We start from the raw sequence: 25,234 nt of genomic DNA on the forward strand, positions 1-25,234 counted from the left end.
AACAACAAAATTGCGGATAGGAGAAAACAATGATTAAGCCTCTTGACCTGACCCTTGACTACAAAGTGGCCGACATATCTTTGGCTGACTTTGGCAAAAAAGAAATGCAGCTTTCCGAGCGCGAAACGCCCGGCCTCATGGAATGCATCAAAAAATACGGTCCCACCCAGCCCCTCAAGGGCCTCAAGGTCACCGGCTCCCTGCACATGACCATTCAGACGGCCATGCTCATCAAGACCCTGCACGCCCTTGGCGCAGACATCCGCTGGGCTTCGTGCAACATCTTTTCCACCCAGGATCACGCCGCCGCCGCCATTGCGGAAAGCGGCATGGCCAAGGTCTTTGCCTGGAAGGGCGAAACCCTTGAAGACTACTGGTGGTGCACGGAAATGGCCCTCACCTGGCCTGACGGCAGCGGCCCCGATCTTATCGTGGACGACGGCGGCGACGCCACCCTGCTGATCCACAAGGGTTTTGAGGCGGAAAGCGACCCCTCCATCCTTGACCAGAAGACCGACAACAAGGAATTTCAGTGCATTCTTGACCGCCTCAAGCTGCGCCTCAAGGAAGACCCGCAGCACTGGCACAAGGTTGCCGCCAAGGTAAAGGGCGTTTCGGAAGAAACCACCACCGGCGTTCACCGCCTCTACCAGCTCGAAGCCGCCGGAACCCTGCTGTTCCCGGCCATCAACGTCAACGACTCGGTCACAAAGTCCAAGTTCGACAACCTGTACGGCTGCCGCGAATCCCTGGCTGACGGCATCAAGCGCGCTACCGACATCATGGTGGCAGGCAAGGTGGTTGTGGTCGTGGGCTACGGCGATGTGGGCAAGGGCTGCGCCCAGTCCATGCGCGGCTTTGGCGCGCGCGTGCTGGTGACGGAAATCGACCCCATCTGCGCCCTTCAGGCCGCTATGGAAGGATTTGAAGTCACCACGGTTGAAAACGCCCTTCCTCAGGGCGATATCTATGTGACCTGCACCGGCAACTACCATGTCATCACCGGCGCCCACATGGAAGCCATGAAAGACGAGGCCATTGTGTGCAACATCGGCCACTTCGACAGCGAAATCGAAATGTCCTACCTGGAAAACACCCCCGGCATAACCTGCCTGAACATCAAGCCGCAGGTGGACAAGTGGACGCTCAAGTCCGGCCGCAGCATCATTGTGCTGGCCGAGGGCCGTCTGGTTAACCTTGGCTGCGCCACCGGACACGCCAGCTTTGTCATGTCCAACAGCTTCACCAACCAGACCCTTGCCCAGCTCAAGCTTGCCTCCGAGCCGCTGGAAAACAAGGTTTACACCCTGCCCAAGGAACTGGACGAAGAAGTGGCCCGCCTGCACCTTGCCCGCCTTGGCGTCAAGCTTACCACGCTTACCTCCGAGCAGGCCGAGTATATCGGCGTGAAGGTTGAAGGGCCGTACAAGCCTAGCCACTACCGCTACTAATCAGTTCAGCGGATATTACTAAAAAGCCGGAGCATTGCTCCGGCTTTTTTTGTTGCACTGCCCTGAAAAAAGGGGAGGATATTATCATAACGCATCCCTTTTTTTCAGGTTTTCAACCTCATTCATAACTAGTTGAATAAATACATCAGGCCTTATTTCAAGCGCCTCACTTAAAAAAAACAAAACATTCAATGTCACATTCCATTTGCCATTTTCCAATCCGGTAATGTAAGCCCTTTCTATCATCGCAAGCTCAGACAACTTGCGCTTGCTCATGCCAAGAGCTTCACGCTTTTCCTTCAGAATATTCGCAACTGCTTCATTTAAATAAGGATATTTTTCCATTCTATTACTATAACGGAATTTTCTTGACTAGATATGGGAGTATATTACCATCTATATCAGGTGGAAGCAGCCCTGTTGTTTCGTGCTTTGGGGTCAAATAATACAACAACATTATTTTTTTATTGCACTTTAATATTATTTTCATAACCGAATAAAATAGGGATTAAATTATTATCTGCCTATTCATTTACTTTAATGATACATAACTATTTCTCATAATAGTTATTTTATTTTGTAAATAATGTTGTTATAAAAAAAAATTTTACTTTGTTATTTTATATAAAAATAGTAATTACGATCTTTTTATTATTATAATATTTTATAATTCTTTTTTATGATTTAATATAATATCATTTTTTCATTTTTATATATTTAGGTATTTTTATACTTAATCAATATACACCTATGCAAAAAGAATATGAAGTCGATCATACTAAAACGGTAGCAGAAATTTCTATACAAAACCAATTCTGCACTCCATTTTATTAAAATTTTAACAAAAGATTGAGCAAACAGCCTAAACAGATCTTATCACAGTGGAGAAGCATCATGAAGTTGAGTGTCAAGTTATCCCTAATGGCAGGTTTTTTAATGGCTCTGACAATTGCCCTTGGGCTTTTCAGCCTTGTGCAGATGTCAAAAATCAATGACGGCTCAACAGACATCAATCAAAACTGGCTTCCGTCCACACGGTACGCCTTGAATCTCAATATAGACATGGCTGGCTTTCGGCTGGCACAGGTACAGCTTGCCAACAGTCCTGAAGCGCAGGACAGGGCGCACTACCAGACGCGCATGGACATTTATTTAAAGAGCATTGAGACGAATAAATCCAAGTATGTGCCCCTCATTGCTTCGTCTGAAGAAAGAAAGGTTTATGAGGCATTTCTGCGCGAATGGGAGAAATATCTGGATACTTCCAAACAAATTGTTCGTCTTGCAGATCAAGGACAAATAGATGAAGCGCGAAGCCTCACCCGGGGTGAAACACGCGCTGTTTTTGAAAAGTGCAACAACAGCCTAACTGAACTTGTCCGCATAAATACGGAAGGCAGCCTGGCCGCCAGCAAAGGCTGCGATGACTTGTACGCCTCGGCCAAGCTTCTGGTTATCTGCCTGCTGGTGGCCTCTATTCTGGCAGGAACCGCCACTGCGGTTGTCATCCTGCGCGGCACCCACAAGCAGCTGGGCAAAGACCCCGGCGAACTGAACACTATTGCCCTGCGGGTTGTGGACGGCGACTACAACATTGACGATGGCAGCCCCAAGGCTGGCGTGTACGAATCCATTGTAGCCATGGTGGCGGCCCTCAAGAGCCACATTGACCACGCCAAGGAAGAATCCAGCAAGGCTCAGGAAGCGGCAGAACAGGCCCGCAAGGCCCAGATTGTGGCAGAAGAAGCCACTGCGCGGGCAGAAACGGCCCGTAAGGAAGGTCTGCTTGACGCCGCCACCCAGCTTGAAGGCGTGGTCAACGTCATCGCATCAGCCTCTGAAGAACTTTCCGCCCAGATCGAGCAATCTTCGCACGGCGCTGAGCAGCAGGCCCACCGCATTGCGGACACCGCCACCGCAGTGGAAGAAATGAATGCTACGGTCATTGAAGTTGCCAAGAACGCCGGAGCCGGTGCAAACCTGTCCGCATCCACACAGAGCAAGGCCAAGGAAGGCGATGATGTAACCACAAAGTGTCGGCGAGCCATGGACGAGGTTCAGGCCGAAACAATAGGGCTCAAAACCAACATGGACACTCTTTCTGTCCACGCACAGGCCATCAACGAAATTATGACTGTTATCTCGGACATCGCCGACCAGACAAACCTGCTGGCCCTGAACGCGGCAATTGAAGCTGCGCGCGCTGGTGAGGCGGGCCGTGGCTTTGCCGTTGTGGCAGACGAAGTGCGCAAACTGGCAGAAAAGACCATGTCTTCCACCCAGGATGTGGGCAAGGCCATTCAGGCCATTCAGGAAAGTTCCAAAGAAGGTGTGCGCCGCATGGACCAGGCGGTTGGCAAGGTAAACCTTGCTGCCGATCTTGCCGAAAAATGCGGTGCCGCGCTTGCGGAAATTCTCAGCCTTGCGGAGCAGACAGCTGATCAGGTGCGCAGTATCGCCACCGCCAGCGAAGAGCAGTCCGCTTCTTCTGAAGAAATCGCGCGCTCCGTGGAACACGTCAACACCATCGCATCTGAGACATCGCAGGCAATGGGCGAAGCCAGCAAGGCTGTTTCCGAGCTGGCGGCACAGGCCCAGAACCTGTCCCGCATCATAACCCACCTCAAGAATTCCTAGTTCTGACTGCATGCCAGTCACAGGGCGGCCTTGCGTAGCAGGGCCGCCTTTTTTGGGCCGTGTTTGAGGGGGATTCTCCACAACTCCTTCAATGCCCCGCGAGCGCCGCAAAGCTCACCCCCCTCACCAAGAAGAAATACGCACTCCTGCTCTGGCGGCAGTGGCGACAACGTGCTCTTCCATGGCCAAACGCGCCCCATGCGAGTTCCGCGACCGGAGATGTTCCAGCAGTACCGCATGTTCACGCATGGTGTCCACCAGCCCTTCCTGATTGGAAAAAGGCAACCGCTGGCTTTCAGAAAACAGATCAAAAAACGGGCGCATGGCCTCAATGAAAAAAGGATTGTTTGCCGCTTCAATCATCTGGGTATGAAAGGCGAAATCCAGTTGGGCAAAAAGCTGCACGTCACCGCGCACGCTGGCCTGCTTCATGTCGTCCAGCATGGCTGCCATGTCGTCAAGCTGGGCCTGCGTAGCGTTCAGGGCCACAAGGGCGGCAATGGCCGGTTCTATGGCGTGCCTGAACTGAAAAATCTGCGTTTCTTTGCCCGTAATAAATGACCGGTCAAACCGCGTGACAGGTGCCGCAGGCAGGCTCTCCTGTGCGCGTGTCACAAGGAATACGCCCTTGCCGGGCTGAATGGTCACCTTGCCCATGGTCTCCAGAATAACCAGAGCCTCGCGTACCGTGGGCCGGCTGACCCCCAGGGTTTCTGCAAGCGCGCGTTGTGGGGGCAATTTATGCCCTTCTTGCCAGTTATTATCTAAAATCATTGACAAAATTCTTTCAGCGGCTTCTTCTGAGCTAGATTTCCACAATTTTGTAATTTTATCTAAATTTTCCTGTAATTTAGCACACATAGTTTCCACCAATTTGTAGAAGTAACATTTCTCGTCAACCTATGTTGACAAATTTGTAGGAAACGAGCAATCATTTTTTACTGGTCTTACCAGAATTTGACCAAAATGTTGATAGTTCGGGTTTACTCAAACACTTTCTTCGGGGGACGTCATGCAATTTTTTTTCAGCCGCCTTGGTTTCATACTGGCCGTCTTGCTGCTGACCGCAGCTTTGCCGCAATCCCTTTACGCCCAAAAAACTGATAACACGCTTGAAACAATAAAAAAATCAGGCGTTATCTCCATTGCTGTTCCGCAGGACTTCCCCCCCTTTGGTTCTGTGGGCGCAGATATGCAGCCTGTGGGTTACGACATTGATACTGCCCGGCTTATTGCAAAAAGCCTGGGCGTCAAGGTGAAGCTTGTGCCAGTTACCAGCACAAACCGCATTCCCTACCTTACCACTGGCAAGGTTGATCTGGTCATCTCCTCGCTGGGCAAAAACGCCGAACGCGAAAAAGCCATCGACTTTTCAGTTCCCTACGCGCCTTTCTTTAACGGCGTATTTGGCCCCGCCGATCTCAAGGTCGCCACGGCAGAAGATCTGACGGGCAAGACAATTGCGGTGACCCGTGGCGCGGTTGAGGACATGGAACTGACCAAGATTGCGCCCGCATCAACAGAAATCCGCCGTTTTGAGGACAACAGTTCAACCATCGCCGCATATCTTTCCGGCCAGGTGCAGATGGTTGCCACAGGCAACGTTGTGGCGGCTTCCATCAACGGGCAGAACCCGGCCAAACATCTGGGAGTCAAATTCCTCATCAAGAACTCGCCCTGTTACATCGGGCTGAACAAAAACGAGCCGGAACTGCAAAAGGCTGTGGACGACATCATCATCCAGGCAAAGAAGGACGGGCAGCTTGAAGCCATTGCGCGAACATGGCTGCACACCTCCCTGCCGCAGGATTTTTAAAGATTTTCTGGTGGCTTGCCAAAAAGGACAGCGAGGAGCACCGTGCTTGCCAGCTCTTTACCGGTAAGACCACAAGGTTATAACGGCAAGATCCGGATGCGGCAACCTCGCAAAGCTGCAAAATAGCGACTTTGCCGCAGCAACCAGGACGTATGGGGCGGTCGCCATAGAGCGACCTCCAGTTAGGGGAACAGCCATGGCCTATCAGTTTACCTTCGAGCCCATTGCGGCAAACTGGCCATTGCTGGTTCAGGGGGCAGCGCTGACGCTGGCCCTCACGGCGGTCAGCGCCACGGTGGGCCTTGCCGTGGGCATTTTGGGAGCGGTTTCGCGCGAGTGGCGGTTGCCCTTTTTGCACCCGTTTTTTACCGCCTATGTGGAATGCGTCCGCAACACGCCCTTTATTGTGCAATTGTACTTCATATACTTCGGCCTGCCCGCCCTTGGGGTACGGCTGAACGGATGGGAAGCCTCCGTGCTGGCAATGGTCGTCAACCTTGGCGCATATTCGACCGAGATCATCCGTGCTGGTGTGGCGGCTGTGCCCAGAGGCCTGATTGAAGCCGCAGACTCCCTGGCCATGAGCCGCTGGCAGTGCCTGCGCCACGTGATTCTGCGCCCGGCGCTCAAGACAGTGTGGCCCGCCCTGTGCAGCCAGATTGTCATTGTCATGCTGGGGTCTTCGGTATGCTCGCAGATCGCCGCCGAGGAACTGACCTTTGAGGCAAACCTGATCCAGAGCCGTACGTTCCGTGCCTTTGAGGTCTACCTCGCCAGCACGCTCATGTACCTTGCTCTGGCCATCGCCGTGCGCAAGAGCCTGCATGCCTTTGGCAAACACTGCATCCGCAGGGGGCGCGCATGATCAGCTTCTCTATCTGGGACATGGTGCGCCATCTGCTGACGGGCGCGGGCTGGACAATCGTTTTATCCGTCATCGCTTTCGCTCTTGGCGGATTCATGGGCCTTATTGTGCTGTTTGTACGCATTTCGCCCAAGGCACAGCTGCGCGCCCTAGCCGTGACGTACATTGAGTTTTTTCAGGATACGCCGCTGCTTATGCAGTTTTTTCTCATCTTTTTCGGGCTGGCCCTGTTTGGCGTGGATATTTCGCCCCTGGCCGCCGCAACGCTGGGCCTTACGTTCTTTACCAGCGCGTACCTTGCTGAAATCTGGCGCGGATGCGTTGAGGCGCTGCCCAAGGGTCAGTGGGAGGCATCGGCGTGCCTTGCCATGAACCGTTACGAGCAGCTGCGTCACGTCATTCTGCCCCAGGCCTTGCGCATAGCCATCCCCCCGACTGTGGGCTTTTCAGTACAGGTCGTCAAAGGAACAGCCGTGGCCTCGATCATCGGCCTTGTGGAAATAACCAAAACCGGGACCATGATTGCCAACGCAACCTTCAGGCCGCTGCTGGTCTACGGCCTTGTGGCTGCGGGTTATTTTCTCATGTGCTATCCGCTTTCGGCCTTTGCCCGCTGCATCGAAAGGAGGCTCCATGTCGCTGGTCGTCGTTGATGAACTGCACAAGCAGTTCGGTGAAACCAAGGTGCTGCGTGGGGTCAACCTCACGGTGGAAGAAGGCGACGTTGTGGCCGTCATTGGCCGCAGCGGATCTGGCAAGAGCACGTTTCTGCGCATTCTCAACGGGTTGGAATCCTTTGATGCGGGTTTTGTGAAGATTGACGGCGACCGCGTCCGGGGGCTGGAAAACGATTTGCGCCCCCTGCGGCTCAAGGTGGGCATGGTCTTTCAGCAGTTCAACCTCTTTCCCCACCTTACGGCGGGGGAAAACGTCATGCTGGCCCCGCGCATTGTCAAAAAAGAGCCCGAGGCCGAAGTGCGGGAGCTTGCCGCAGAAATGCTCGCCCGGGTGGGCCTTGCCGACAAATTCAACGCCTTTCCCGATCAGTTGTCTGGCGGGCAGCAGCAGCGGGTGGCCATTGCCCGTGCGCTTGCCATGCGCCCCAAGATGTTGCTGTGCGATGAAATAACCTCCGCTCTTGATCCCGAGCTGGTGGGCGAGGTGCTTGAGGTCGTGCGCAAGCTTGCGGCGGAAGGCATGACCCTGATCATGGTCACTCACGAAATGCGCTTTGCGCGCGAAGTAGGCAACAAACTGGTGTTCATGCACCAGGGCAAGGTTCACGAGGCCGGGGCCCCCAAGGCGCTTTTTGCCAAGCCCGGCACTCCGGAACTGGCTTCGTTCATCCAGACGGTAAACTGAGCATTATGGGCAATTTATCAAAAATTGCTCCGGCATCCGCCCATGCGAACGCCCGTTGCGGAGACCGGCGCGCTGTGCCCGGCCTGGGCAAACAAAACTAAATCTGCTCAAGGAGGAAACATGGCTTATCCAGAGGGTTTGCTGAAAACACGGGCGGTCATCCGGCCCGGCGAATATGCGGTCATTCCGCCGGAGGGTCGGGTGCGTAACGTCATACCCGGCATTGAGGACTGCAACATGTCCATCATTGCCTCCCCCAAACTGGGCGCGAGTTTTGTGCAGTATGTGGGCACCGCCCTGCCCGGCGGGGGCACCGTTGCCCCCTTTGCGCAGGAGCCGGGCGTGGAGGCCTTTTTATATGTCATGGATGGCTCTGGCGCGCTGACCGCAGCCACCTGCGAGCAGAAGCACGCTCTGGCCCCCGGCGGCTACGTGTTTGCCCCTGCGGGAAAAGGCCTTGAATTTACCAACACCACCAATGCCCCGGTGCGCTTCCTGCTCTACAAACAGCGCTACATTGCCCTGCCCGGCCACGAGGTCGAAGCCGTATTCGGCAATACCGCAACAATGGAAGAGCGTATCTACGAAGACATGACCAACGTGTTTATCCGCGATCTGCTGCCCACCCATCTGGGCTTTGACATGAACATGCACACCCTCAGCTTTGACCCCGCAGGCTGCCATCCATTTGTGGAAACCCATGTGCAGGAGCACGGGGCCTACCTGCTGGAAGGCGAAGGCATCTATCTGCTGGGGGCCGAGTGGATTCAGGTGCAGAAGGAAGACTTCATTTTCTTTGGCCCCTACACCCCGCAGGCCGTGTACGCCACGGGCCGGGGAAGGCTCACGTACATTTACTCCAAAGACTGCAACCGCGATGTGGCCCTCTAGCCTCCCGCTTTTTCAACAAGGATATACCATGTCACAGTTTGGCGAAATTTACCGGGACGAAGACGTTGATATTTCCGTGCTGCACGGCAAGACCATTGCCATCATCGGCTACGGCAGCCAGGGCAAGGCTCAGGGCAAAAGCCTGCGCGACAGCGGCATCAACGTGATTGTGGGCGTTGGCGACAGAACCGTGCACAATAGCTGGAAGGACGCCGAGGCCGACGGATTTGCCGTGTACAACATAGAGGAAGCCGTCAAACAAGCGGATATCGTTCATATTCTGCTGCAAGACCCGGCCCAGCCCGCCGTGTACTATTCTTCCATCCACGCCCACCTGCGCCCCGGCCAGACCCTCAGCTTTGCGCACGGTTTTGCCATCCTCTACGGCACCATCAAACCGCCCAAGGACGTGGATGTCATCCTGTTTGTGCCCAACGGCCCCGGCCCGGTGGTGCGCCGCAAGTTCAAGGAAGGTTCGGGCATCTACGGCGCGGTGGCCGTTGATCAGGACGTCAGCGGCCATGCCGCCGCCACTGCTCTTGCCATTGCCAAGGGCGTGGGCAGCACCCGCGTGGGCACCATCAAGCTCTCGTTCCAGCACGAAACCGAGGGCGACAATTTTGAAGAACAGGTGCTCTACGGCGGGGCCATCCAGCTCATGCGCTCCATCTACAAGGTCATGACCGATAACGGCTATCCGGCTTCCTTCGCCTATGCCAAGGCCGTGCGCTCCATCCGCTCCATCATTGACGATATTGATGAAGTGGGCGTGGAAGAATACCTCACGCGGCGGGCCAGCCGCACCTGTGAATTTGCCGTGCGCACATCCGGCCCGCGCGTCATCAACGAAGACGCCATCCAGCAGATTTTTGAAGAAACGGGAAAAGGCATCTTTGCCCGTAACTGGCTGAATGAATTCAATCTGGGCATGCCCACTCTCAACCGCATGCGCCGCACCTGGGCCGATTCGGACATGGAGCGCACAGGCAAGCTGTTCCGCGACAAATTCGGCATGTCATAGGCTTTTTCCGCCGCTGGCGGGATGTGCCTGCGGGCACGGGCTGTCAGCCCGTGCCCCCGCCGAATGAATAGAGCCAGAACCAAGGGAGAAGGCATGAAATCTGTGCGTGTAGACAAAGCGCGGCTGCAAAACCGCATGGAAGCAATATCTGCATTCGGGGCATCTGCGGGCGGCGGCGTCACCCGGCTGGCCCTGTCCGATGCGGACAAAGACGCCCGGCAGCAACTCAGCGCATGGCTGAAGGAGCTGGGCTGTGAAATCCATGTGGACGGCATGGGCAACATCTTTGCCGTGCTGCCGGGCAAGGACAGAAGCCTGCCCCCGGTGATGACAGGTTCTCACGGCGATTCCCAGCCGCTCGGCGGACGTTTTGACGGCATGCTGGGCGTTGTGGCTGGCGTGGAAGTTGTGAACACCCTGCGCGATGCGGGCGTGACCCTGCTGCGCGATCTGGTGGTGGCCGACTGGACCAATGAGGAAGGTTCCCGCTTCACCCCCGGCTGCTCCGGCTCCGGAGTATGGGCTGGCAAGCTGGCGCAACAAGATATGTACGCCCTCAAAGACCAGCAAGGCCTTACCCTTGGCGGGGAGCTCACACGCATCGGCTTCCGGGGCGATTCCAGTTATTTCCCCCGCCCTGTGCATGCGGCCTTTGAACTGCACATAGAACAGGGGCCTGTGCTGGAAGAGAAAAGCATCCCCATCGGCATACCACAGGGCATTGTGTGCCTGCGCTGGTACAATGTGCGCGTGCAGGGCGTGCCCAACCATGCCGGGCCAACGCCCATGACCAGCAGGCACGATGCCATATACGCCTTTTCGCTCATGGCGGCGCGCATCTTTGAGATCGCCCGCAGTTCCGGCCAGGTGGTTGCCACTGTAGGCGAAGTGCATGCTTCGCCTAACTCGCGCAACGTCATTGCCGGGGATGTGCAGTTCACCATCGACGTCCGCGGCTGGGACGAATCCGCCACAGATAATGTGTGCCTACGCATCGAGGCCGCGCTGGCCGAAGCTGCGCAACTGGCGGGGTGTGAGGTAACGCCCGAGCGCATCTGGCAGGTTTCGCGCGTGCCCTTTGACCAGCGCCTGCGCGGAATGGTGCGCGAGGCCGCGACCAACCTTGGCCTGCCCTGCCTGGACATGGTCTCCGGAGCATCGCACGACATGATCTATATTGCCCAGGTTGCGCCGGGAGCCATGATATTTGTGCCCAGTATGGGCGGACGCAGCCATGCCGAGGTAGAAAACACCTCGTGGGAAGACTGCGCGGCAGGCGCTGACGTGCTGCTGCACTGTCTGATGCGCGCGGGCAACGAACATGGTTAGAACATTTTACGAATGAAATGAGTTAACTGCTCTGCAAGGATTTTCCTGAAAATTCTTGCCTCGAAATTTTACGGGGGGGCCATCTCCTCCCCCGCGCCCTCCATCCTCATTTCTGCCGCAATCTATCCAGGGATCTTTCTGCCGGGTGGAATCCGCCCTCACCTGCCTCAAGAGGCGCATTGCCCAGCAAGGCTTTGCCGTGTATGCTTGCCCCTCGCCGAACAGCTTCGGCAGGAACCCGCGTAAAGGACTACAATGCAGAAAGTGACCATTCATACTGACGGCTCATGTCTGGGCAATCCCGGCCCCGGCGGCTGGGCCGCCGTACTCAAACTTGACGATCAGGACTACCGCAAGGAATTTGCCGGAGGCTACAAGCTGACCACCAACAACCGCATGGAAATCCTGGCGGTTGTGGAAGCCCTGAGCCAGTTGCAAAACCCCTGCGAAGTCGAGCTCTACTCCGACTCAAAATACGTATGCGACAGCATTGAAAAGCGTTGGGTCTGGGGCTGGCAGAAAAAGGGCTGGATCAAGAGCGACAAAAAGCCCGCCCTCAATGTGGATCTGTGGAAGCGCCTGCTGCCCCTGCTTTCCACCCACAAGGTGCGCATGCGCTGGCTGAAAGGCCATGCCGGGCACCCTGAGAACGAACGTTGCGACGTTCTGGCCCGCGCAGAAGCTGGCCGCAGGGATCTGCCCCCCGACACGGGCTATAATCCCTAGCCACGGCGAATCCTAGTTTTACCCTTGCGGGCATTCCCGCAGGGGCGCGCAAATCCTTGACTGTTCCTCATTTCAGCTTCCGGCAGCGCCAAGCCAACCAGCATGACAGCAACCTCCCCAGATACCGCACTCACACTCGCAAGCCTCTGGCATTCCCTGGGCTGGCCCTTGCTGCGTCTGCTGCTGGGGCTGGCGGTGGGCCTGCTTGTGGCAAACCTTCTGGAGGCCCTGCGCTGGACGCGCCATCTTGCCCGGCTTGCCGCGCCCCTGGCCCAGACCGCCCATCTGCGCGAAGTTGCGGGTGCGAGTTTTTCGCTGGCCTTTGTGTCCCCCGCCGCTGCCAACGGCCTCCTCTCTGACAGCCATAATCTGGGCGAGCTTTCGAGCAACGAGCTTATGCTGGCAAACCTGTTCAACAGCCTGCCAGCCTACCTAGTGCACACGCCCACCATTTTTCTGCTCACCTGGCCGGTACTGGGCACTCCTGCCCTGGTGTACGTGGGGCTTACATTTATCGCCGCCGCAGGACGCACGGGCTTTACCGTTGTGCTTTCACGCTGGCTGCTGCCGCCGCCACCGCCGGGCTGTATTGCCTGTCAGAACATCAAGCAGGCGGGCACATCGTGGCGCGAGGCCCTGAACAAGGCCTGGCGGCGCTTTTTGCGGCGTCTTCCCAAGCTGGTGTACTTCACGGCGCCCATTTACGTGCTTATGTTCTGCATGCAGCGCTACGGCTATTTTGCGCTGGCAGAGGCATGGCTCGCCGATCACATGGGCTGGCTCTCGTTTTTGAAGCCGCAGGCCATGGGCATCATTGTGCTGCACCTGGCGGCGGAGCTTGGCGCGGCCCTTGGCGCTGCGGGCAGCGTGCTGCAAACTGGCGGGCTTTCGCCGCGCGATGTGGTGCTGGCCCTCATGGTGGGCAATATCCTTTCCACACCCATGCGGGCCATACGGCACCAGCTGCCATCCTATGCGGGCTTTTTCCGCCCGGCGCTGGCCATGCGGCTTATCCTCGCCAATCAGGGGCTGCGGGCCGCCAGTATGACCGTTGTGACCCTCGCTTACTACTTCTGCACATAAGGACAAAGCATGAGCACCCCTCCTGAACTTGAAGAAGTGCAAGAAGACTTCAACATGGGCATTATCTGCGCGCAGCAGGTGCTGGCCCACTTTGCAGACAGGCTTGGCCTGACGGAAGCAATAGCCCTGCGCATTGCCTCGGCCTTCGGCTCAGGCATGGGCAAGGCCGAGGTATGCGGCTGCGTTTCCGGCTCGCTCATGGTCATAGGCATGATGTACGGCCCGAGCGGCCCATGCCCGCGCCCGCAAAAGGACGCCTTTTACGCCCGGCGCGACGCCTTTACCGAAGCTTTTGCCAAGGCTCACGGCAGCTTGCAGTGCTGCGGCGTTCTGGGGCATGACATTACCACGCCCGAGGGCATGGCAGCTGTCAAACAGAACAATCTTTTCATCAAAACCTGTGCGCCGCTGGTTTGCCACACCTGCGCGCTGCTCGAAGAATACCTCTAGGAGTATTGCATGACTGACACCGCCACCCCGGCTAACGATACCCAGGCAACCGAGGCCGCAGCAGCCCCCGCCGTGCACGTTCAGGTGGTCAAGCCGGAACACACGGGCGCGCGCGTGACCGTACTGGTGCAGCCGGAAGAAAAATACCTTTCCATGCCCCGGCCCAAGACTTCGCGCCAGCTGCTTGCAGCCCTTGGCCTTGCCGAGGAAACAGCCCTTGTGGCCCGCAACGGTCAGCTGCTTACGCCTGACCGCCACATCTGGCCTGACGACGATCTGCTGGTGCGCAAGGTAGCCTCTTCGGGCTAGGCCCGACCTTGCCGCGCCAAGAGGAAAATGGTACCCGCAACATATGCTGAACCTAGACCTTTCCCAGGTGCTGAGCACCCTGGCAGTAGCCGCTGTCCCCGCTCTTCTGGGCATCATTCTGCATGAAGTGGCCCACGGATGGGTGGCCTACCGCTGCGGCGACCCCACCGCCAAATACATGGGGCGGCTGACCCTGAATCCCCTGCCGCACATTGACCCCATGGGGCTGCTGGCCTTTGTGCTCACCAGCCTTTCCGGAAGCTTTGTTTTTGGCTGGGCCAAGCCTGTTCCGTTCAATCCCCGCTACTTCCGCAATCCCGCAAAAGACATGATGCTGGTGGCTCTTGCCGGGCCGCTCACAAACTTTCTGCTGGCAGGGCTTTTTGGCCTTTTGCTGTGGGCGGTGCTGCATATTTTTCCGCCGCAGCAATGGATGGACAGCACAAGTTACGTCTTTGCGCTCAAGACCATACAGACGGGCGTAATCATTAATTTCGGGTTGGGCTGGCTCAATCTGATGCCCATTCCTCCGTTGGACGGCAGCAAGGTTGTAGCCTATTTTCTGCCCCCAAACGCCGCATATCGTTACCTGAGTGTGGAGCGTTACGGATTTGTCATTCTTTTGTTGTTGCTGTTCACCGGGGCGCTTGGGCTTGTGCTTGGCCCGCTGGTCAGCGGCAGCGCCCTTGGCCTGCTGTCGCTGCTGGGTATCATTTAGACCACCTTGCCTTTGAGAATGCATTTTTTTAGGGATGGCCGTACCCGCTGGCAAACGCGCCGCGCACAACGAGGCTTGCAGTGAAATTCGTTGCCGTTGATTACGGTCTGGCCCGCACGGGCCTTGCCGCATCCGACCCTGAGGGCCGGCTGGCCTTTCCGCTGGCTACCTTGCGGCTTGAGGATTTTACCGACCGCAAGGCCTTTCTGGCCGCCCTTGCCGAGCGCATTGCCGAAGCCGGGGCAGAAGCGGTGGTGGTAGGTTTGCCCCTGACCCTTGATGGGGAAGAAACCATGACCACGCGCCAGATACGCAACGTAACCGAGCGCCTCAAGCGCCGGGTGCCGCTGCCTTTTTTCTTTATGATTGAGGCGCTGAGTTCCGAGGAAGCCTGGGCCGACCTGCGCGAGGCCGGTCTGAAAATGCGCAAACGCAAGGCAGTGCTTGACCAGCAGGCCGCTGTGCGCATTCTTTCTTCCTTTCTTTCGCTTGCGCCCCAAGACCGGAGACCCGCATGAAAACATTGTTGCGCGCGCTGGGCCTGCTGCTTTTGCTGGCCCTCGCAGGCGGAGGATGGGTGGCTTACGAGGCTCACACCTTCCTCACCACCGCACCGGAAACCCCAGGCCGCGATGTTTTTTTTGACGTTCCAGCCGGGGCGCGTCTGGCGCAGGTAAGCGCAGGGCTGGTCAAGCAGGGGGTTGTGACCGACGCCCGCAAGCTTGACCTGCTGGCCCGCTATAAAAAATGGGAAAACCGCCTCCAGGCTGGCAGATTCGCCCTCAATACGGGCTGGCTGCCGGAAAAGGTGCTGGACGAGCTGGTCAACGGACACCCCGTGCTGTACCGCGTCACTGTGCCGGAAGGCCTCACATGGTGGCAGACGGGCAAGGTGCTGGAGGAAGCCGGACTTGTGGTTTTTGACGACTTTCGCAAGGTCGTGACCGACCCGGACTTTTTGCGTCATTACGGCATTCCTTTTGCTACGGCTGAGGGCTTTTTGATGCCGGATACGTATCTGCTCAAAAAGAATGACGTTGTCGATCTGGCACAGGCCAAGGCCGTTGCCGGACGCATGGTGGACAACTTCTGGCGCAAGACCGCCAGCGTGTGGCCCGACGGCAAAAAACCGGGGCCGAGCCAGACAGAACAGCTCAAAACATGGGTTATCCTTGCTTCCATTGTGGAAAAGGAAACAGGCATTGACGCAGAGCGCGCCCGCGTGGCCGGGGTCTACCAGAACCGCATTAACAAGGGCATGCTGCTCCAGGCCGACCCCACAGTGATTTACGGCCTTGGACCCAACTTTGACGGCAACCTGCGCCGCCGCGATCTGGACGATCCCAATAACCTATACAACACTTATCAGCGCCCCGGCCTGACGCCAGGCCCCATCTGCTCGTTCGGCGCAGCGGCCCTTGCCGCAGCTGTCCGCCCCGAGGCGCACAACTATCTGTACTTTGTGGCGAAATTCGATGGTGGCGAGCATGTTTTTTCCACCAACCTCAATGACCACAACAAGGCCGTGCGGCAGTATCTGCAAAACCGCCGCAATGCCAAGCCCGCCGCGCCCGACGCGCGCTAAGGAGGCCCCTGTGAAGTACCTCATCGTTGAAGACTTTTCTGGTCAGGAAGTGCCTTTCATCTTTCCGCGCCGTGTAGACCACAGCGACATGCGCGAACAGCTGCCTTACAGCCGCGTTGTTTCCGCCGGTTTTGTGGAACTGGGGCCAGAGGGTTTTGCCTGCTCCGGCGGTAACCCCGAGCTGCAACTCAAAGCCCGGCCAGAGGCAGACGCGGCCATCATTGCCGAGGCCCTGCGACAACGCTGACAGTATCTGCCGCAAGGCAATCCCTGCCGACACCCTACGGAGCGTAAGCATGCCCAAGCCGCAGCCGAGCATACCCGGCCTTGTCATAGGCGGCACGGGCAGTAATGCGGGCAAAACGACCTTTACCCTCTCCTTGCTCTGCGCCCTGCACGCTCGCGGGCTCTTGGCCCGCGCGGCCAAGACCGGGCCGGACTATATTGATGCTGCCTTTCATGCGGCGCTGACAGGCCAGCCCGCAGCCAATCTGGACACATGGATGTGCCGGGAAGCCGCGCCGTCCCCTGCTGAACAACCCCTGCCCGCAGGGCGCATCCCCAAAGGGTTGGGCCGCGTTTTTGAACGCATGTCCGCAAGTTGTTCCCAGCATGGGGACGCGGACGACGCAAAGGCCGGAACAAATTCTTCCGCCAAGCCAGACCTGCTGGTGGTGGAAGGGGCCATGGGCCTCTTTGACGGAGGACACCGTGGAGCGGGCAGCACTGCGCATCTGGCCTCCCTGCTGGGTCTGCCCGTACTGCTGGTACTCAACGCAGGCGGTATGGGGCAGTCCATTGCCGCGCTGGCAGAGGGCTTCCTGCATCACCGTCCCGCATGGGCAGGCGGTCTGCCTGTCCGTTTTCTTGGCATGGTGTGCACCCATGTGGGCAGCGCCCGCCACGCCGACCTGCTGCGCCAGTCATTGACGCCCTTGGCAAAGAGCGCTGGCGTGCCCCTCTTGGGCCTGCTGCCCCGTCAGGGCCCGCCGGAACTTCCCTCCCGCCATCTGGGGCTAGTGGAAGCGCGCGAGGCCCTGCCTGCGGTGGACAGGCAAGCGCTGACCCAATGGGTTGAGCAGCACTGCGACCTGAACCGCATGCTCAAACTGGCGGGAGTGCAGACGTCACAAAGGGCAGTCGATGCAGACAAGTCCGGGGCGTCAATGCCGGAAGTTGCACGGCAAGCGCGATTATCCGAGGCACATGAACCGCCGTCAGACAAATTTTTTCCCCTTTCAGACGCACAAACGCAGCGCCCACCTCGCCCCCACCGCAAACGCAGGCCTGTTGTGGGCCTGGCATGGGACGAGGCTTTCAGCTTTTGTTATGCGGATCTGCCTGCCGTGCTGCACGAGTTTGGGGCGCACGTTGTCGCTTTTTCTCCCCTGCGGGATGCCGCGCCGCCAGCCGAATGTTCTGGCCTGTACTTTCCCGGCGGCTACCCGGAACTGCATGCCCCCCGGCTCGCGGCCAACACGGCCATGCGCGCAGCCCTGCACGGGCTGGCTGCACAGGGCATGCCCATGTACGGCGAGTGCGGGGGCTATATCTATCTCATGCAGTCCGTGCAGATGGCAGGGCAAGGCCACGCCATGAGCGGCCTCTTGCCGCGCAACTGCGCACTTGGCGCAAGCAAGGCTGCTCTAGGCTATCGGGCCGCACAGGCCGCGCATGGCTGGCCCGCGCTCAACCAGCTTGCCCCCCGGCCCATGTGGGTGCGCGGACACGAATTTCACTATGCGCAGGAAGAAGAAACACCCCTGCCCACCCCATGCCGTCCCCTGTGGAAGCTCTATGACAGCCAGGGCCGTTTTTTGCGGGATGAAGGCTGCCGCCTCGGATCTGTCGCCGGATCATGGCTGCACTGCTATCCCGAAGGCTCCCGCCGCTTCTGGCGCGGATGGCTGCGCACCTGCGCCGCCTACTTTTCAGACACACGCCCCTGAGGATTTTATGGTTCACAACCCCACAGATAAAATCAGTGTTGATCTTGACCCGGCCTGCACCCCAGCCGAAATCGAAAGCCGCTCTTTCGCCATCATAGATGCGGAAATTCCTGAACCGCGAACCTTTGATGGCCCGCTCTGGCAAGTGGCTCGCCGCTGTGTCCACACCCTTGGCGATACGGATATCGTGAACGACCTGCGGCTGAATGCCCAGAGCCTTGAAGCTGGCGTGAGCGCCCTGCTCGCGGGCTGCACCGTGTATACCGACACCCGCATGGCTGCCGCTGGCCTGCCCATGCGCCGCCTTGAACCGCTAGGGGTAACGGTGACGCCTCTCATGGCACTGCCCGGCCTTGCGGAGCTTGCCGCCAGCCGGGGCACCACACGCTCCCGCGCCGGGCTTGAGAGCATTGCGCAGAATATGGGCGGCAACATTGTGGTCATCGGCAATGCGCCCACGGCCCTGCTGGGGCTTCTGGACGTGCTTGCGCAGGGCGCGCAGCCGCCTGCCCTTATAGTGGGCATGCCTGTGGGTTTTGTGAACGCGGCGCAGTCAAAGGAACTTCTGCGACAAAGCCCCTGGCCCCACTTTACCTTGCTGGGCCGTAAGGGCGGCTCCGCTGTGGCGGCGGCCTGCATCAACGCACTGGCGGACATGGCCCTTGCGCGGCGCGGCCTCACGCAGGTTGCGGCTCTTTAGATAAAGCACCTGGTAGCGGCTCTTGTCAGCAATAGCCTGAATACTGTCTGGTTATTGAAAATGGGCATTCCCTGAACATGAACACGTTCAGGGAATGCCCATCAGTTTTTGGCGGCTAAACGCTGGGGAATCAATCACACGGGCACATGCTGCCGTCTTTGAAGGTTTGAACTTGGGCAATTCTTGCTATTTTTTTCATAGCTCGCTATTTATTCCATAGCGCGCGCAAGAACACTCACCCTCGCTTGCAGCTTCGCAAAATACGTGGAGCGCAAGCCAAAAGATCAAACGACAAGGAGCAAACCATGCCCGTCATCACCATAGCCCTGCACAGCACAACGGAAGAAGTGAAGAAGAACCTGATTGAAGGCCTGACCGCAGCCGCAGTGGCGGCAACGTCCGTTCCGCAGGAAAAGTTCGTGGTATTTGTTGAGGAATACGCAACCGATGCCATCGGTCTGGGAGGCCGGACGCTCAAGGCCATCAAGGCTGCGCAGCAATAGTCGCGGCCCGATTATGCAGGAATCCCCGGAGGAGGCTACGCGAGCCTTTTGCTGAGCAGTTCGCTCCAGCGTTCGGCTTCCTCCGGGGCCACTTCCATAGCCCAGGTGATGGCCCAGGCTCCAAATGGCTCCAGCAGGAGGCTCAACTCCACACCCATGTCTGTCAGGGCATAACCGTCATTGGTGGTGCACACGAGTTTTGCCTCGCGCAGTTCTTTCAAACGGCTGTTGAGTACCGCCGGGGATATGGATTCGCAGGCCTCCTGCAAGGCCCGGAATGTGGCTGGCCCCTTGCGCAGTTGCCAGATAACTCCCATGGCCCACCGTTTGCCCAGCAGGTCAAACAGCGCCATGAGCGGCACGCCGCTGCGGGAACCTCGAACAGGTTTACCTGGTATGGGTATGCTCATGCTTCCGCCGCATTCGTGCTGAACAATATGGTGCCATATCAGCAATTAACCTTGTCTGCGGGGCTTTTCAGCCTCATCGGCTGCGGAGGCATCCGCGGGCTTTGACGCATCAGCGGGGCTGGCTGCGCTGTCCGCAGATGTCGTGTCAGCCTCATCTTCAGACGGATTTGCCGTGTCGGGGCTGATAATTTCCGCATCGGTCACATCGTCATCATGCCCTGCTGATCCATTCCCGTTAGCTGCGCCATCACCCGATGCAGCTTCGGCGTCAAGGGCCGGGGGCAAGGCCTGCGCCTCCACCACATGACCGCCAAGAGCCAGACGCTGCACCTCATTTTGCGGCAAGGGTATGCAGCCCTTGTCCACCAGCACGATGCCCGTGCGTTCCAGCACTTCGCGCCGGTACTCATATTCCTGCTGCATGCGGTGATGCCGGTACACAAACCAGCGGTGCACCAGATAGCACACGGCAATAAGGGCAGCCAGACTGCCCGCAATCCAGGGGATATATTCGGTCAGCGCGCCGCCAAGGCGCATCAGGGCAGAGAAAGCCCCGTCCACAAAAAACAGTCCCGCACCCAGCAGCATGATGCCCAGCAGCAAAACCACCGTGGGCGCATTACGGATTATGGCATAAAAACGGCGCAACCGTTCGGGAACCTGTTCATCGTCAGCAGCCTGCCCTGCACCCTGCCCGCCCTGTATGTTGTCCTCGCGCCCCAGATAGCGCGAAACCCAGGTACCGGAGAGGTGCACAATGAGCATCAGCCCCACAGGGGCCAGCACCGCGGCCACGGCCCAGCCAAACCAGGGAAAGCGCGCCAGCGGCGGGCCGCCGGGAACATCCGGCGCGGCATGCATGACGCCGTAAAAAAAAGAAATGCCGCCAACAATCATCTCTACAAAAAAGATGGCGACCATAAGGTATATAAGCGCATCCTTGTACGGGCCAGCGTACCAGGCGGCGCGATCCTGACGGCGGCTTTTATCCGCAGAAGATGCGGACTTGCCTTGCGCTTCGGATCCTTTATTCTCTGCTTTCTGCATTCGTTACCTCGGTTCCCAAAACATACGATGCGGCGCTTTTTCCCGCAAGCCCCCATACCCCGAAACAAGGATTTCGTCGTGGCGCGGCGCTCTTGCCCAGAACGCGCATCTGGCTTACTTTGCCTGCATGCACACTGGGAGGTTCTCATGCATGTTCTGGTAACAGGCGCAGCGGGCTTTATTGGATACCATCTTTCCCAACGGCTTCTGGCCGATGGGCACAGCGTGGTGGGCGTTGATAATTGCAACGACTATTACGATGTGCAACTAAAAAAAGACCGTCTGGGCCAACTTGCCGCCATGCCGGAGGCGCAGCGCTTCCGCTTTGAACTTCTGGACATGGCCGATGGCCCGGCAATGGCCGCCCTGTTTGCCCGCGAAGGATTTACCCATGTTGTCAACCTTGCGGCTCAGGCTGGCGTGCGCTACAGCCTCCAGAACCCGGAATCGTACCTCAATGCCAACCTGCTGGGCTTTGGGCATATTCTTGAAGGTTGCCGCCAGAACAAGGTGGGACATCTGCTTTTTGCCTCGTCTTCTTCAGTGTATGGCATGAACACGGCACGGCCCTACAGTGTGCACCATAATGTGGACCACCCGGTCAGCCTGTACGCCGCCACCAAGAAAAGCAACGAACTGATGGCCCATTCCTACAGCCACCTGTTCCGCATCCCCTGCACGGGATTGCGCTTCTTTACGGTATACGGCCCCTGGGGCAGACCGGACATGGCCCTGCACCTGTTCACCACCGCCATTGTGCGCGGCGAACCCATCAAGGTGTTCAACGAAGGGCGCATGCGCCGCGATTTTACCTATATCGACGACATCATCGAAGGCGTGGTGCGTCTGCTGCCGCTGGCCCCGCAGCCCGACCCGGACTTTGACCCCGCAAATCCCAACCCCGCCAGCAGCTCCGCACCCTGGCGCATCTACAACATAGGCAACAACAATACGGTGGAACTCAACGATTTCATCAGCACCCTTGAAGACGCCCTTGACATGAAGGCCCGCAAGGAACTTCTGCCCATGCAGCCGGGCGATGTTGAATCCACCTGGGCCAATATTGACGACCTCACCGCCGCCACCGGCTTTGCCCCTTCCACGCCCCTCAGCGAGGGTATAGCCCGCTTTGTGGCCTGGTACAAAGAGTATTATAAAATATGAACGACACTTTCTCCACTTCTGCGGATCATCTGAACATATCCGCCCCCACGCCCGCCCGGCCCGAAATTCTGGCTCCGGCGGGCGACGCGCCTTCATTCCTGGCCGCCCTTGCCGCCGGGGCAGACGCCATCTATCTGGGCCTCAAACATTTTTCTGCCCGCATGCAGGCAGAAAACTTTGGCCTGACGGAACTTTCGCGCCTGACAGACCTTGCCCATGCGGAAAACGCCCGCGTTTACGTGGCCATGAATACCCTGGTCAAGCCCAACGAGCCAGCTCAGGCCTATCGGCTGGCGGCGCGCCTTGCCCGTCAGGTCAGGCCCGACGGGCTGATCGTGCAGGATCTGGCTATGCTGGATCTGGCGCGCCAGGCTGGTTTTGAGGGCGGGCTTTATCTTTCCACCCTTGCCAACCTCACCCATCCTGAAAGCCTTTTGCAGGCCAAAAGACTCGGCGCCAACCGTGTTATCCTGCCGCGTGAGCTTTCCATAGATGAAATCCGCACCATGGGCGAGGCCTGCCCCGAAGGCCTTGACCTTGAATGTTTTGTGCACGGCGCGCTGTGCTACTGCGTTTCGGGCCGTTGCTACTGGTCGAGCTACATGGGCGGCAAAAGCGGCCTGCGGGGCCGCTGCGTGCAGCCCTGCCGCCGCGTGTACCGTCAGGGCGGCCCCGCTGCCATTGCTCTTGTGCGCAATGCGGAACGCGAGGAACAGGACCGCATGCGCCAGGAACAGTCGCGCATGGACATTGCCCGCAAAAACCGCACCGGGCGTGATGGGCGTGGCAAGGCCGACGACCGGCGCAACGAATCTTTTGACGCGCCCCGCCGCCCAAGCTCACGCGGGCAGATACGCGGCAAGGAACACAACGGACGCTGGTTCTCCTGCCTCGATCTTTCGCTGGACGTGCTGGCAAAAACCCTGCTGAACATCCCCCACCTTGTGTCGTGGAAGATCGAAGGTCGCAAAAAAGGCCCGCATTACGTGTATCACGTGGTTACGGCCTACCGCATGCTGCGCGACAACCCCGGCGATGCCCAGGCCCGCAAGGCTGCGGAAGAAATCTTGCAAATGTCGCTGGGCCGGCCCTCCACGCGCGCGCGCTTTTTGCCGCAGAAGGACCACACCATCCCCACCACGCCGGACGGTCAGACCAGTTCCGGCCTGCTGGCGGGCAAGATTCGCATTGAACCTGAAGGCGGCGTGACGCTCAAGCCCTTCTTTGAACTGCTGCCGCAGGATTACCTGCGAGTGGGTGTTGAAGACGAGCGCTGGCATGCCACTTTGCCCGTAACCCGGCGTATTCCCAAGGGCGGCAGCCTTACCATGCGCCTGCCCAAGCACAAGACGCCCAAGGCTGGCACGCCTGTCTTTCTTATTGACCGGCGCGAACCAGAACTCATGCGCATCATCAAAAGCTGGCAGGCGCGCCTTGAGGCCATGCCCGCCCGCCCCAGCAAGGCTGTGGAAAGCGACCCCCGCCTGCCCAAGCCCATCAAGGCAAAAACCCGGCCCGACATGTACGTGCGCTCAAGCGTGCCCCATGGCAAGGAGACCCGCACTGGCCGCAGCCAGTTGCAGGCCCTCTGGCTTTCGGCGCGCAGCGCCGAGCTTTCACGCACTGTTACCCCGCGCATGTGCTGGTGGCTGCCGCCGGTTATCTGGCCTGATGAAGAAGAAACCATCCGTCGCTCCATCGGGCGGCTGTGGCGTGACGGCGCGCGACATTTTGTGTGCAACGCTCCGTGGCAACGCGGATTGTTCCCCGAACAGCTTGACGAAAACGCCGACCTGCTGGCCGGGCCTTTCTGCAACGCGGCCAATGCCTCTGCCCTTGGCATACTTGCCAGTATGGGATTTTCGGGCGCTTTTGTAAGCCCTGAACTGGCGCAGGAGGATATGCTGGCCCTGCCCGCGCAAAGCCCTCTGCCCCTTGGCGTGGTGCTTTCCGGTTACTGGCCCGTTGGCATCAGCCGTTTCGGTCTTTTGGGCGTCAAACCCAATGAGCCATTCCTCAGCCCCATGGGCGAACCCTTCTGGGCGCGGCAATATGGCGGCAACATCTGGATTTATCCTGGCTGGCCGCTTGATATCACCGCCAAAAGGCAGGAACTGCTCTCGGCGGGATACGGTTTCTTTGCGCACATGCAGGAAAATCCGCCTGCCTCCGTGCCCGAAATGCGGCGCAAAAGCCTGTTCAACTGGGAAGGGGATTTGCTGTAAGGGGCATGCCGCCCCAAACCCCGGGCGGCTGACCGCATTCACAGCATCCTGACACATACTTGCGGGCCGCCGACAGAATATGGTTTCTGACGGCGGTCCTTTTTCCGGCGCAGGAAGCCCCAATGCACACGGATGAACCTTTTTACAACGCCCGACAGCTTTTTCCACGCGGGCTTGAGCAGCCGGAAGGCAGCCTGCGCTTTGGCGCAGACGCCCTCCTGCTGGCTGCCTTTGCCGCACGGCATGTGGAAAACCTGAACGCGTCACGCCAGGCGCATCTGACTGCGGCAGAATTGGGCTGCGGCTGCGGAGCCGCCCTGCTGGGGCTGGCCTTGCGTTGCGCTGGCATTACCGGGCTGGGGCTGGACAGGGAAGGGCCGCTCGTGCAGGCCGCCACAGCCAATGCCGCGCGCCTTGGCTTGACAGACAGGCTGCGCTTTGTCGAAGCTGATCTGGCCGACAGAAAGCTCTTGCCAGAACAGGCAGGCGCAACAGGTGGCAGCCATGCCGGAAAGTTTGATCTGGTTCTGGCAAATCCGCCCTATGGAGTAGCCGGGAGGCCCTCGCCCCGCCATATGCGCGAACGGGCGCTGCGTGGCGCACAGGGCGAGGAAAGCCGGGAATACGTGCTCCAGCTATTCTGCCGCGCTACGGCAGCCCTGCTGCGGCATCAGGGCTGTTTTTGCTGCATTTATGACGCACAGGCCTTGCCGCTGTTGTGCACGGCCTTGAACGATGCGGGCCTTGGGCTGCGCCTCCTGCTGCCCGTGAGGGCGCACAGGACAAAACCCGCATTGCGGATTCTCGCTCTGGCCCGTAAGAATGCCGCGCACGAAACCCTGATTGAAGCGCCGCTGACGCTGCACACCGGGCCATCCATCAATGTCAGCCGTGGAACCAGCAGCGTCATGGGTGGCGGCACGGGCGGGCCTCGGTGGTCTGCACAGGCCTTGCGCTTCTGCCCCTGGCTGGCCTGACGCATGCTTTGCCGTA

The 25,234-nt window shown here is 58.5% G+C and carries 27 protein-coding genes; 23 read left to right on the top strand and 4 right to left on the bottom strand.

What is annotated here, in order from left to right; translation table 11 throughout:
- Positions 1–29: 29 nt before the first annotated feature.
- Positions 30–1,451, top strand: coding sequence for an adenosylhomocysteinase (ahcY, locus tag G449_RS0109030; protein WP_022658989.1), 1,422 nt, complete (start codon positions 30–32; stop codon positions 1,449–1,451).
- An 84-nt stretch (positions 1,452–1,535) separates the two neighbouring features.
- Here ahcY and G449_RS0109035 read toward each other — a convergent pair whose 3' ends face one another.
- Positions 1,536–1,796 carry a helix-turn-helix domain-containing protein gene (locus G449_RS0109035; RefSeq protein WP_022658990.1) on the bottom strand — a complete coding sequence of 87 codons (261 nt, stop codon included), beginning with the start codon at positions 1,794–1,796 and terminating at the stop codon, positions 1,536–1,538.
- A gap of 549 nt (positions 1,797–2,345) precedes the next feature.
- Between G449_RS0109035 and G449_RS0109040 the strand changes: the two genes are divergently transcribed.
- Complete coding sequence (locus tag G449_RS0109040; protein WP_022658991.1) at positions 2,346–4,088, top strand: HAMP domain-containing methyl-accepting chemotaxis protein; 1,743 nt, start codon at positions 2,346–2,348, stop codon at positions 4,086–4,088.
- A gap of 123 nt (positions 4,089–4,211) precedes the next feature.
- Here the strand turns inward: G449_RS0109040 and G449_RS0109045 are convergent, their stop codons facing one another.
- The gene (locus G449_RS0109045) at positions 4,212–4,949 is read right to left on the bottom strand and encodes a FadR/GntR family transcriptional regulator (protein WP_081640515.1); all 738 of its coding nucleotides are present in this window, start codon (positions 4,947–4,949) and stop codon (positions 4,212–4,214) included.
- A 151-nt stretch (positions 4,950–5,100) separates the two neighbouring features.
- Here G449_RS0109045 and G449_RS0109050 point away from each other — a divergent pair, with 151 nt between their 5' ends.
- The 18 genes from G449_RS0109050 (at position 5,101) to G449_RS0109135 (ending at position 19,395) form a co-directional block, all read left to right on the top strand.
- Entirely contained in the window at positions 5,101–5,904 is an 804-nt protein-coding gene (locus G449_RS0109050; RefSeq protein ID WP_022658993.1) for a transporter substrate-binding domain-containing protein, read from the top strand.
- A 196-nt stretch (positions 5,905–6,100) separates the two neighbouring features.
- Positions 6,101–6,769, top strand: a complete 669-nt coding sequence (locus G449_RS0109055) for an amino acid ABC transporter permease (protein WP_027180857.1) — start codon at positions 6,101–6,103, stop codon at positions 6,767–6,769.
- The gene (locus G449_RS0109060; protein ID WP_027180858.1) at positions 6,766–7,422 is read left to right on the top strand and encodes an amino acid ABC transporter permease; all 657 of its coding nucleotides are present in this window, start codon (positions 6,766–6,768) and stop codon (positions 7,420–7,422) included. Before G449_RS0109055 ends, G449_RS0109060 begins: the two co-directional genes overlap by 4 nt.
- Positions 7,403–8,131 (top strand): amino acid ABC transporter ATP-binding protein, encoded by a 729-nt coding sequence (locus tag G449_RS0109065; protein ID WP_022658995.1) that lies wholly within the window; start codon positions 7,403–7,405, stop codon positions 8,129–8,131. Before G449_RS0109060 ends, G449_RS0109065 begins: the two co-directional genes overlap by 20 nt.
- A gap of 120 nt (positions 8,132–8,251) precedes the next feature.
- Positions 8,252–9,022, top strand: a complete 771-nt coding sequence (gene allE, locus G449_RS0109070) for a (S)-ureidoglycine aminohydrolase (RefSeq protein WP_022658996.1) — start codon at positions 8,252–8,254, stop codon at positions 9,020–9,022.
- 28 nt (positions 9,023–9,050) lie between these two features.
- Positions 9,051–10,043, top strand: coding sequence for a ketol-acid reductoisomerase (gene ilvC, locus G449_RS0109075; protein WP_022658997.1), 993 nt, complete (start codon positions 9,051–9,053; stop codon positions 10,041–10,043).
- 93 nt (positions 10,044–10,136) lie between these two features.
- On the top strand, positions 10,137–11,372 hold the full coding sequence (locus tag G449_RS0109080; protein WP_022658998.1) for a M20 family metallo-hydrolase: 1,236 nt from the start codon (positions 10,137–10,139) through the stop codon (positions 11,370–11,372).
- 255 nt (positions 11,373–11,627) lie between these two features.
- On the top strand, positions 11,628–12,098 hold the full coding sequence (rnhA, locus tag G449_RS0109085; RefSeq protein ID WP_022658999.1) for a ribonuclease HI: 471 nt from the start codon (positions 11,628–11,630) through the stop codon (positions 12,096–12,098).
- A gap of 102 nt (positions 12,099–12,200) precedes the next feature.
- The gene (locus G449_RS0109090; protein WP_022659000.1) at positions 12,201–13,181 is read left to right on the top strand and encodes a membrane protein; all 981 of its coding nucleotides are present in this window, start codon (positions 12,201–12,203) and stop codon (positions 13,179–13,181) included.
- Between the two features lie 9 nt (positions 13,182–13,190).
- Positions 13,191–13,631: a C-GCAxxG-C-C family protein gene (locus G449_RS0109095; protein ID WP_022659001.1), complete on the top strand. Its 441-nt coding sequence runs from the start codon at positions 13,191–13,193 to the stop codon at positions 13,629–13,631.
- A gap of 9 nt (positions 13,632–13,640) precedes the next feature.
- The gene (locus tag G449_RS0109100) at positions 13,641–13,940 is read left to right on the top strand and encodes a ubiquitin family protein (RefSeq protein ID WP_022659002.1); all 300 of its coding nucleotides are present in this window, start codon (positions 13,641–13,643) and stop codon (positions 13,938–13,940) included.
- 43 nt (positions 13,941–13,983) lie between these two features.
- Positions 13,984–14,658 (top strand): site-2 protease family protein, encoded by a 675-nt coding sequence (locus tag G449_RS0109105; RefSeq protein WP_022659003.1) that lies wholly within the window; start codon positions 13,984–13,986, stop codon positions 14,656–14,658.
- Between the two features lie 80 nt (positions 14,659–14,738).
- The gene (ruvX, locus tag G449_RS0109110; protein ID WP_022659004.1) at positions 14,739–15,176 is read left to right on the top strand and encodes a Holliday junction resolvase RuvX; all 438 of its coding nucleotides are present in this window, start codon (positions 14,739–14,741) and stop codon (positions 15,174–15,176) included.
- A complete protein-coding gene (gene mltG, locus G449_RS0109115) occupies positions 15,173–16,243 on the top strand; it encodes an endolytic transglycosylase MltG (protein WP_022659005.1) in 1,071 nt (356 codons plus the stop codon). The genes ruvX and mltG overlap by 4 nt, the downstream gene beginning before the upstream one ends.
- Before the next feature lie 10 nt (positions 16,244–16,253).
- Positions 16,254–16,490, top strand: a complete 237-nt coding sequence (locus G449_RS0109120; RefSeq protein WP_022659006.1) for a hypothetical protein — start codon at positions 16,254–16,256, stop codon at positions 16,488–16,490.
- A gap of 49 nt (positions 16,491–16,539) precedes the next feature.
- On the top strand, positions 16,540–18,192 hold the full coding sequence (locus G449_RS16625) for a cobyrinic acid a,c-diamide synthase CobB (protein ID WP_022659007.1): 1,653 nt from the start codon (positions 16,540–16,542) through the stop codon (positions 18,190–18,192).
- A gap of 7 nt (positions 18,193–18,199) precedes the next feature.
- The gene (locus G449_RS0109130) at positions 18,200–18,892 is read left to right on the top strand and encodes a precorrin-8X methylmutase (RefSeq protein ID WP_022659008.1); all 693 of its coding nucleotides are present in this window, start codon (positions 18,200–18,202) and stop codon (positions 18,890–18,892) included.
- A gap of 305 nt (positions 18,893–19,197) precedes the next feature.
- Positions 19,198–19,395 (top strand): tautomerase family protein, encoded by a 198-nt coding sequence (locus G449_RS0109135; RefSeq protein WP_022659009.1) that lies wholly within the window; start codon positions 19,198–19,200, stop codon positions 19,393–19,395.
- Between the two features lie 35 nt (positions 19,396–19,430).
- Here G449_RS0109135 and G449_RS0109140 read toward each other — a convergent pair whose 3' ends face one another.
- Positions 19,431–19,805 (bottom strand): winged helix-turn-helix transcriptional regulator, encoded by a 375-nt coding sequence (locus G449_RS0109140; protein ID WP_022659010.1) that lies wholly within the window; start codon positions 19,803–19,805, stop codon positions 19,431–19,433.
- A 45-nt stretch (positions 19,806–19,850) separates the two neighbouring features.
- A complete protein-coding gene (locus G449_RS16630) occupies positions 19,851–20,852 on the bottom strand; it encodes a hypothetical protein (RefSeq protein WP_022659011.1) in 1,002 nt (333 codons plus the stop codon).
- A gap of 147 nt (positions 20,853–20,999) precedes the next feature.
- Between G449_RS16630 and G449_RS0109150 the strand changes: the two genes are divergently transcribed.
- The 3 genes from G449_RS0109150 to G449_RS16635 all read left to right on the top strand — a co-directional run bounded on the left by G449_RS0109150 (position 21,000) and on the right by G449_RS16635 (position 25,218).
- Positions 21,000–22,016 carry an NAD-dependent epimerase gene (locus G449_RS0109150; protein WP_022659012.1) on the top strand — a complete coding sequence of 339 codons (1,017 nt, stop codon included), beginning with the start codon at positions 21,000–21,002 and terminating at the stop codon, positions 22,014–22,016.
- Positions 22,013–24,241: a peptidase U32 family protein gene (locus G449_RS0109155; protein WP_022659013.1), complete on the top strand. Its 2,229-nt coding sequence runs from the start codon at positions 22,013–22,015 to the stop codon at positions 24,239–24,241. Before G449_RS0109150 ends, G449_RS0109155 begins: the two co-directional genes overlap by 4 nt.
- 122 nt (positions 24,242–24,363) lie before the next feature.
- Entirely contained in the window at positions 24,364–25,218 is an 855-nt protein-coding gene (locus G449_RS16635) for a methyltransferase domain-containing protein (RefSeq protein ID WP_022659014.1), read from the top strand.
- The last annotated feature ends 16 nt before the right edge of the window (positions 25,219–25,234 follow it).

Source organism: Desulfovibrio desulfuricans DSM 642, assembly GCF_000420465.1.
Taxonomy (GTDB): domain Bacteria; phylum Desulfobacterota; class Desulfovibrionia; order Desulfovibrionales; family Desulfovibrionaceae; genus Desulfovibrio; species Desulfovibrio desulfuricans.

Bases quoted from the DNA above. Each gene is read 5' to 3' on its own strand.
- G449_RS16635 (WP_022659014.1), top strand. From the start codon at position 24,364: ATGCACACGGATGAACCTTTTTACAACGCCCGACAGCTTTTTCCACGC.
- G449_RS0109135 (WP_022659009.1), top strand. From the start codon at position 19,198: ATGCCCGTCATCACCATAGCCCTGCACAGCACAACGGAAGAAGTGAAG.
- G449_RS0109100 (WP_022659002.1), top strand. From the start codon at position 13,641: ATGACTGACACCGCCACCCCGGCTAACGATACCCAGGCAACCGAGGCC.
- G449_RS0109040 (WP_022658991.1), top strand. From the start codon at position 2,346: ATGAAGTTGAGTGTCAAGTTATCCCTAATGGCAGGTTTTTTAATGGCT.
- G449_RS0109130 (WP_022659008.1), top strand. From the start codon at position 18,200: ATGGTTCACAACCCCACAGATAAAATCAGTGTTGATCTTGACCCGGCC.
- G449_RS0109060 (WP_027180858.1), top strand. From the start codon at position 6,766: ATGATCAGCTTCTCTATCTGGGACATGGTGCGCCATCTGCTGACGGGC.
- G449_RS0109050 (WP_022658993.1), top strand. From the start codon at position 5,101: ATGCAATTTTTTTTCAGCCGCCTTGGTTTCATACTGGCCGTCTTGCTG.
- allE (WP_022658996.1), top strand. From the start codon at position 8,252: ATGGCTTATCCAGAGGGTTTGCTGAAAACACGGGCGGTCATCCGGCCC.
- ahcY (WP_022658989.1), top strand. From the start codon at position 30: ATGATTAAGCCTCTTGACCTGACCCTTGACTACAAAGTGGCCGACATA.
- G449_RS0109105 (WP_022659003.1), top strand. From the start codon at position 13,984: ATGCTGAACCTAGACCTTTCCCAGGTGCTGAGCACCCTGGCAGTAGCC.
- G449_RS0109055 (WP_027180857.1), top strand. From the start codon at position 6,101: ATGGCCTATCAGTTTACCTTCGAGCCCATTGCGGCAAACTGGCCATTG.
- G449_RS0109095 (WP_022659001.1), top strand. From the start codon at position 13,191: ATGAGCACCCCTCCTGAACTTGAAGAAGTGCAAGAAGACTTCAACATG.
- G449_RS16625 (WP_022659007.1), top strand. From the start codon at position 16,540: ATGCCCAAGCCGCAGCCGAGCATACCCGGCCTTGTCATAGGCGGCACG.
- rnhA (WP_022658999.1), top strand. From the start codon at position 11,628: ATGCAGAAAGTGACCATTCATACTGACGGCTCATGTCTGGGCAATCCC.
- G449_RS0109090 (WP_022659000.1), top strand. From the start codon at position 12,201: ATGACAGCAACCTCCCCAGATACCGCACTCACACTCGCAAGCCTCTGG.
- ilvC (WP_022658997.1), top strand. From the start codon at position 9,051: ATGTCACAGTTTGGCGAAATTTACCGGGACGAAGACGTTGATATTTCC.
- G449_RS0109140 (WP_022659010.1), bottom strand. From the start codon at position 19,805: ATGAGCATACCCATACCAGGTAAACCTGTTCGAGGTTCCCGCAGCGGC.
- G449_RS0109065 (WP_022658995.1), top strand. From the start codon at position 7,403: ATGTCGCTGGTCGTCGTTGATGAACTGCACAAGCAGTTCGGTGAAACC.
- G449_RS0109080 (WP_022658998.1), top strand. From the start codon at position 10,137: ATGAAATCTGTGCGTGTAGACAAAGCGCGGCTGCAAAACCGCATGGAA.
- G449_RS16630 (WP_022659011.1), bottom strand. From the start codon at position 20,852: ATGCAGAAAGCAGAGAATAAAGGATCCGAAGCGCAAGGCAAGTCCGCA.
- G449_RS0109155 (WP_022659013.1), top strand. From the start codon at position 22,013: ATGAACGACACTTTCTCCACTTCTGCGGATCATCTGAACATATCCGCC.
- mltG (WP_022659005.1), top strand. From the start codon at position 15,173: ATGAAAACATTGTTGCGCGCGCTGGGCCTGCTGCTTTTGCTGGCCCTC.
- G449_RS0109045 (WP_081640515.1), bottom strand. From the start codon at position 4,949: ATGTGTGCTAAATTACAGGAAAATTTAGATAAAATTACAAAATTGTGG.
- G449_RS0109150 (WP_022659012.1), top strand. From the start codon at position 21,000: ATGCATGTTCTGGTAACAGGCGCAGCGGGCTTTATTGGATACCATCTT.
- G449_RS0109035 (WP_022658990.1), bottom strand. From the start codon at position 1,796: ATGGAAAAATATCCTTATTTAAATGAAGCAGTTGCGAATATTCTGAAG.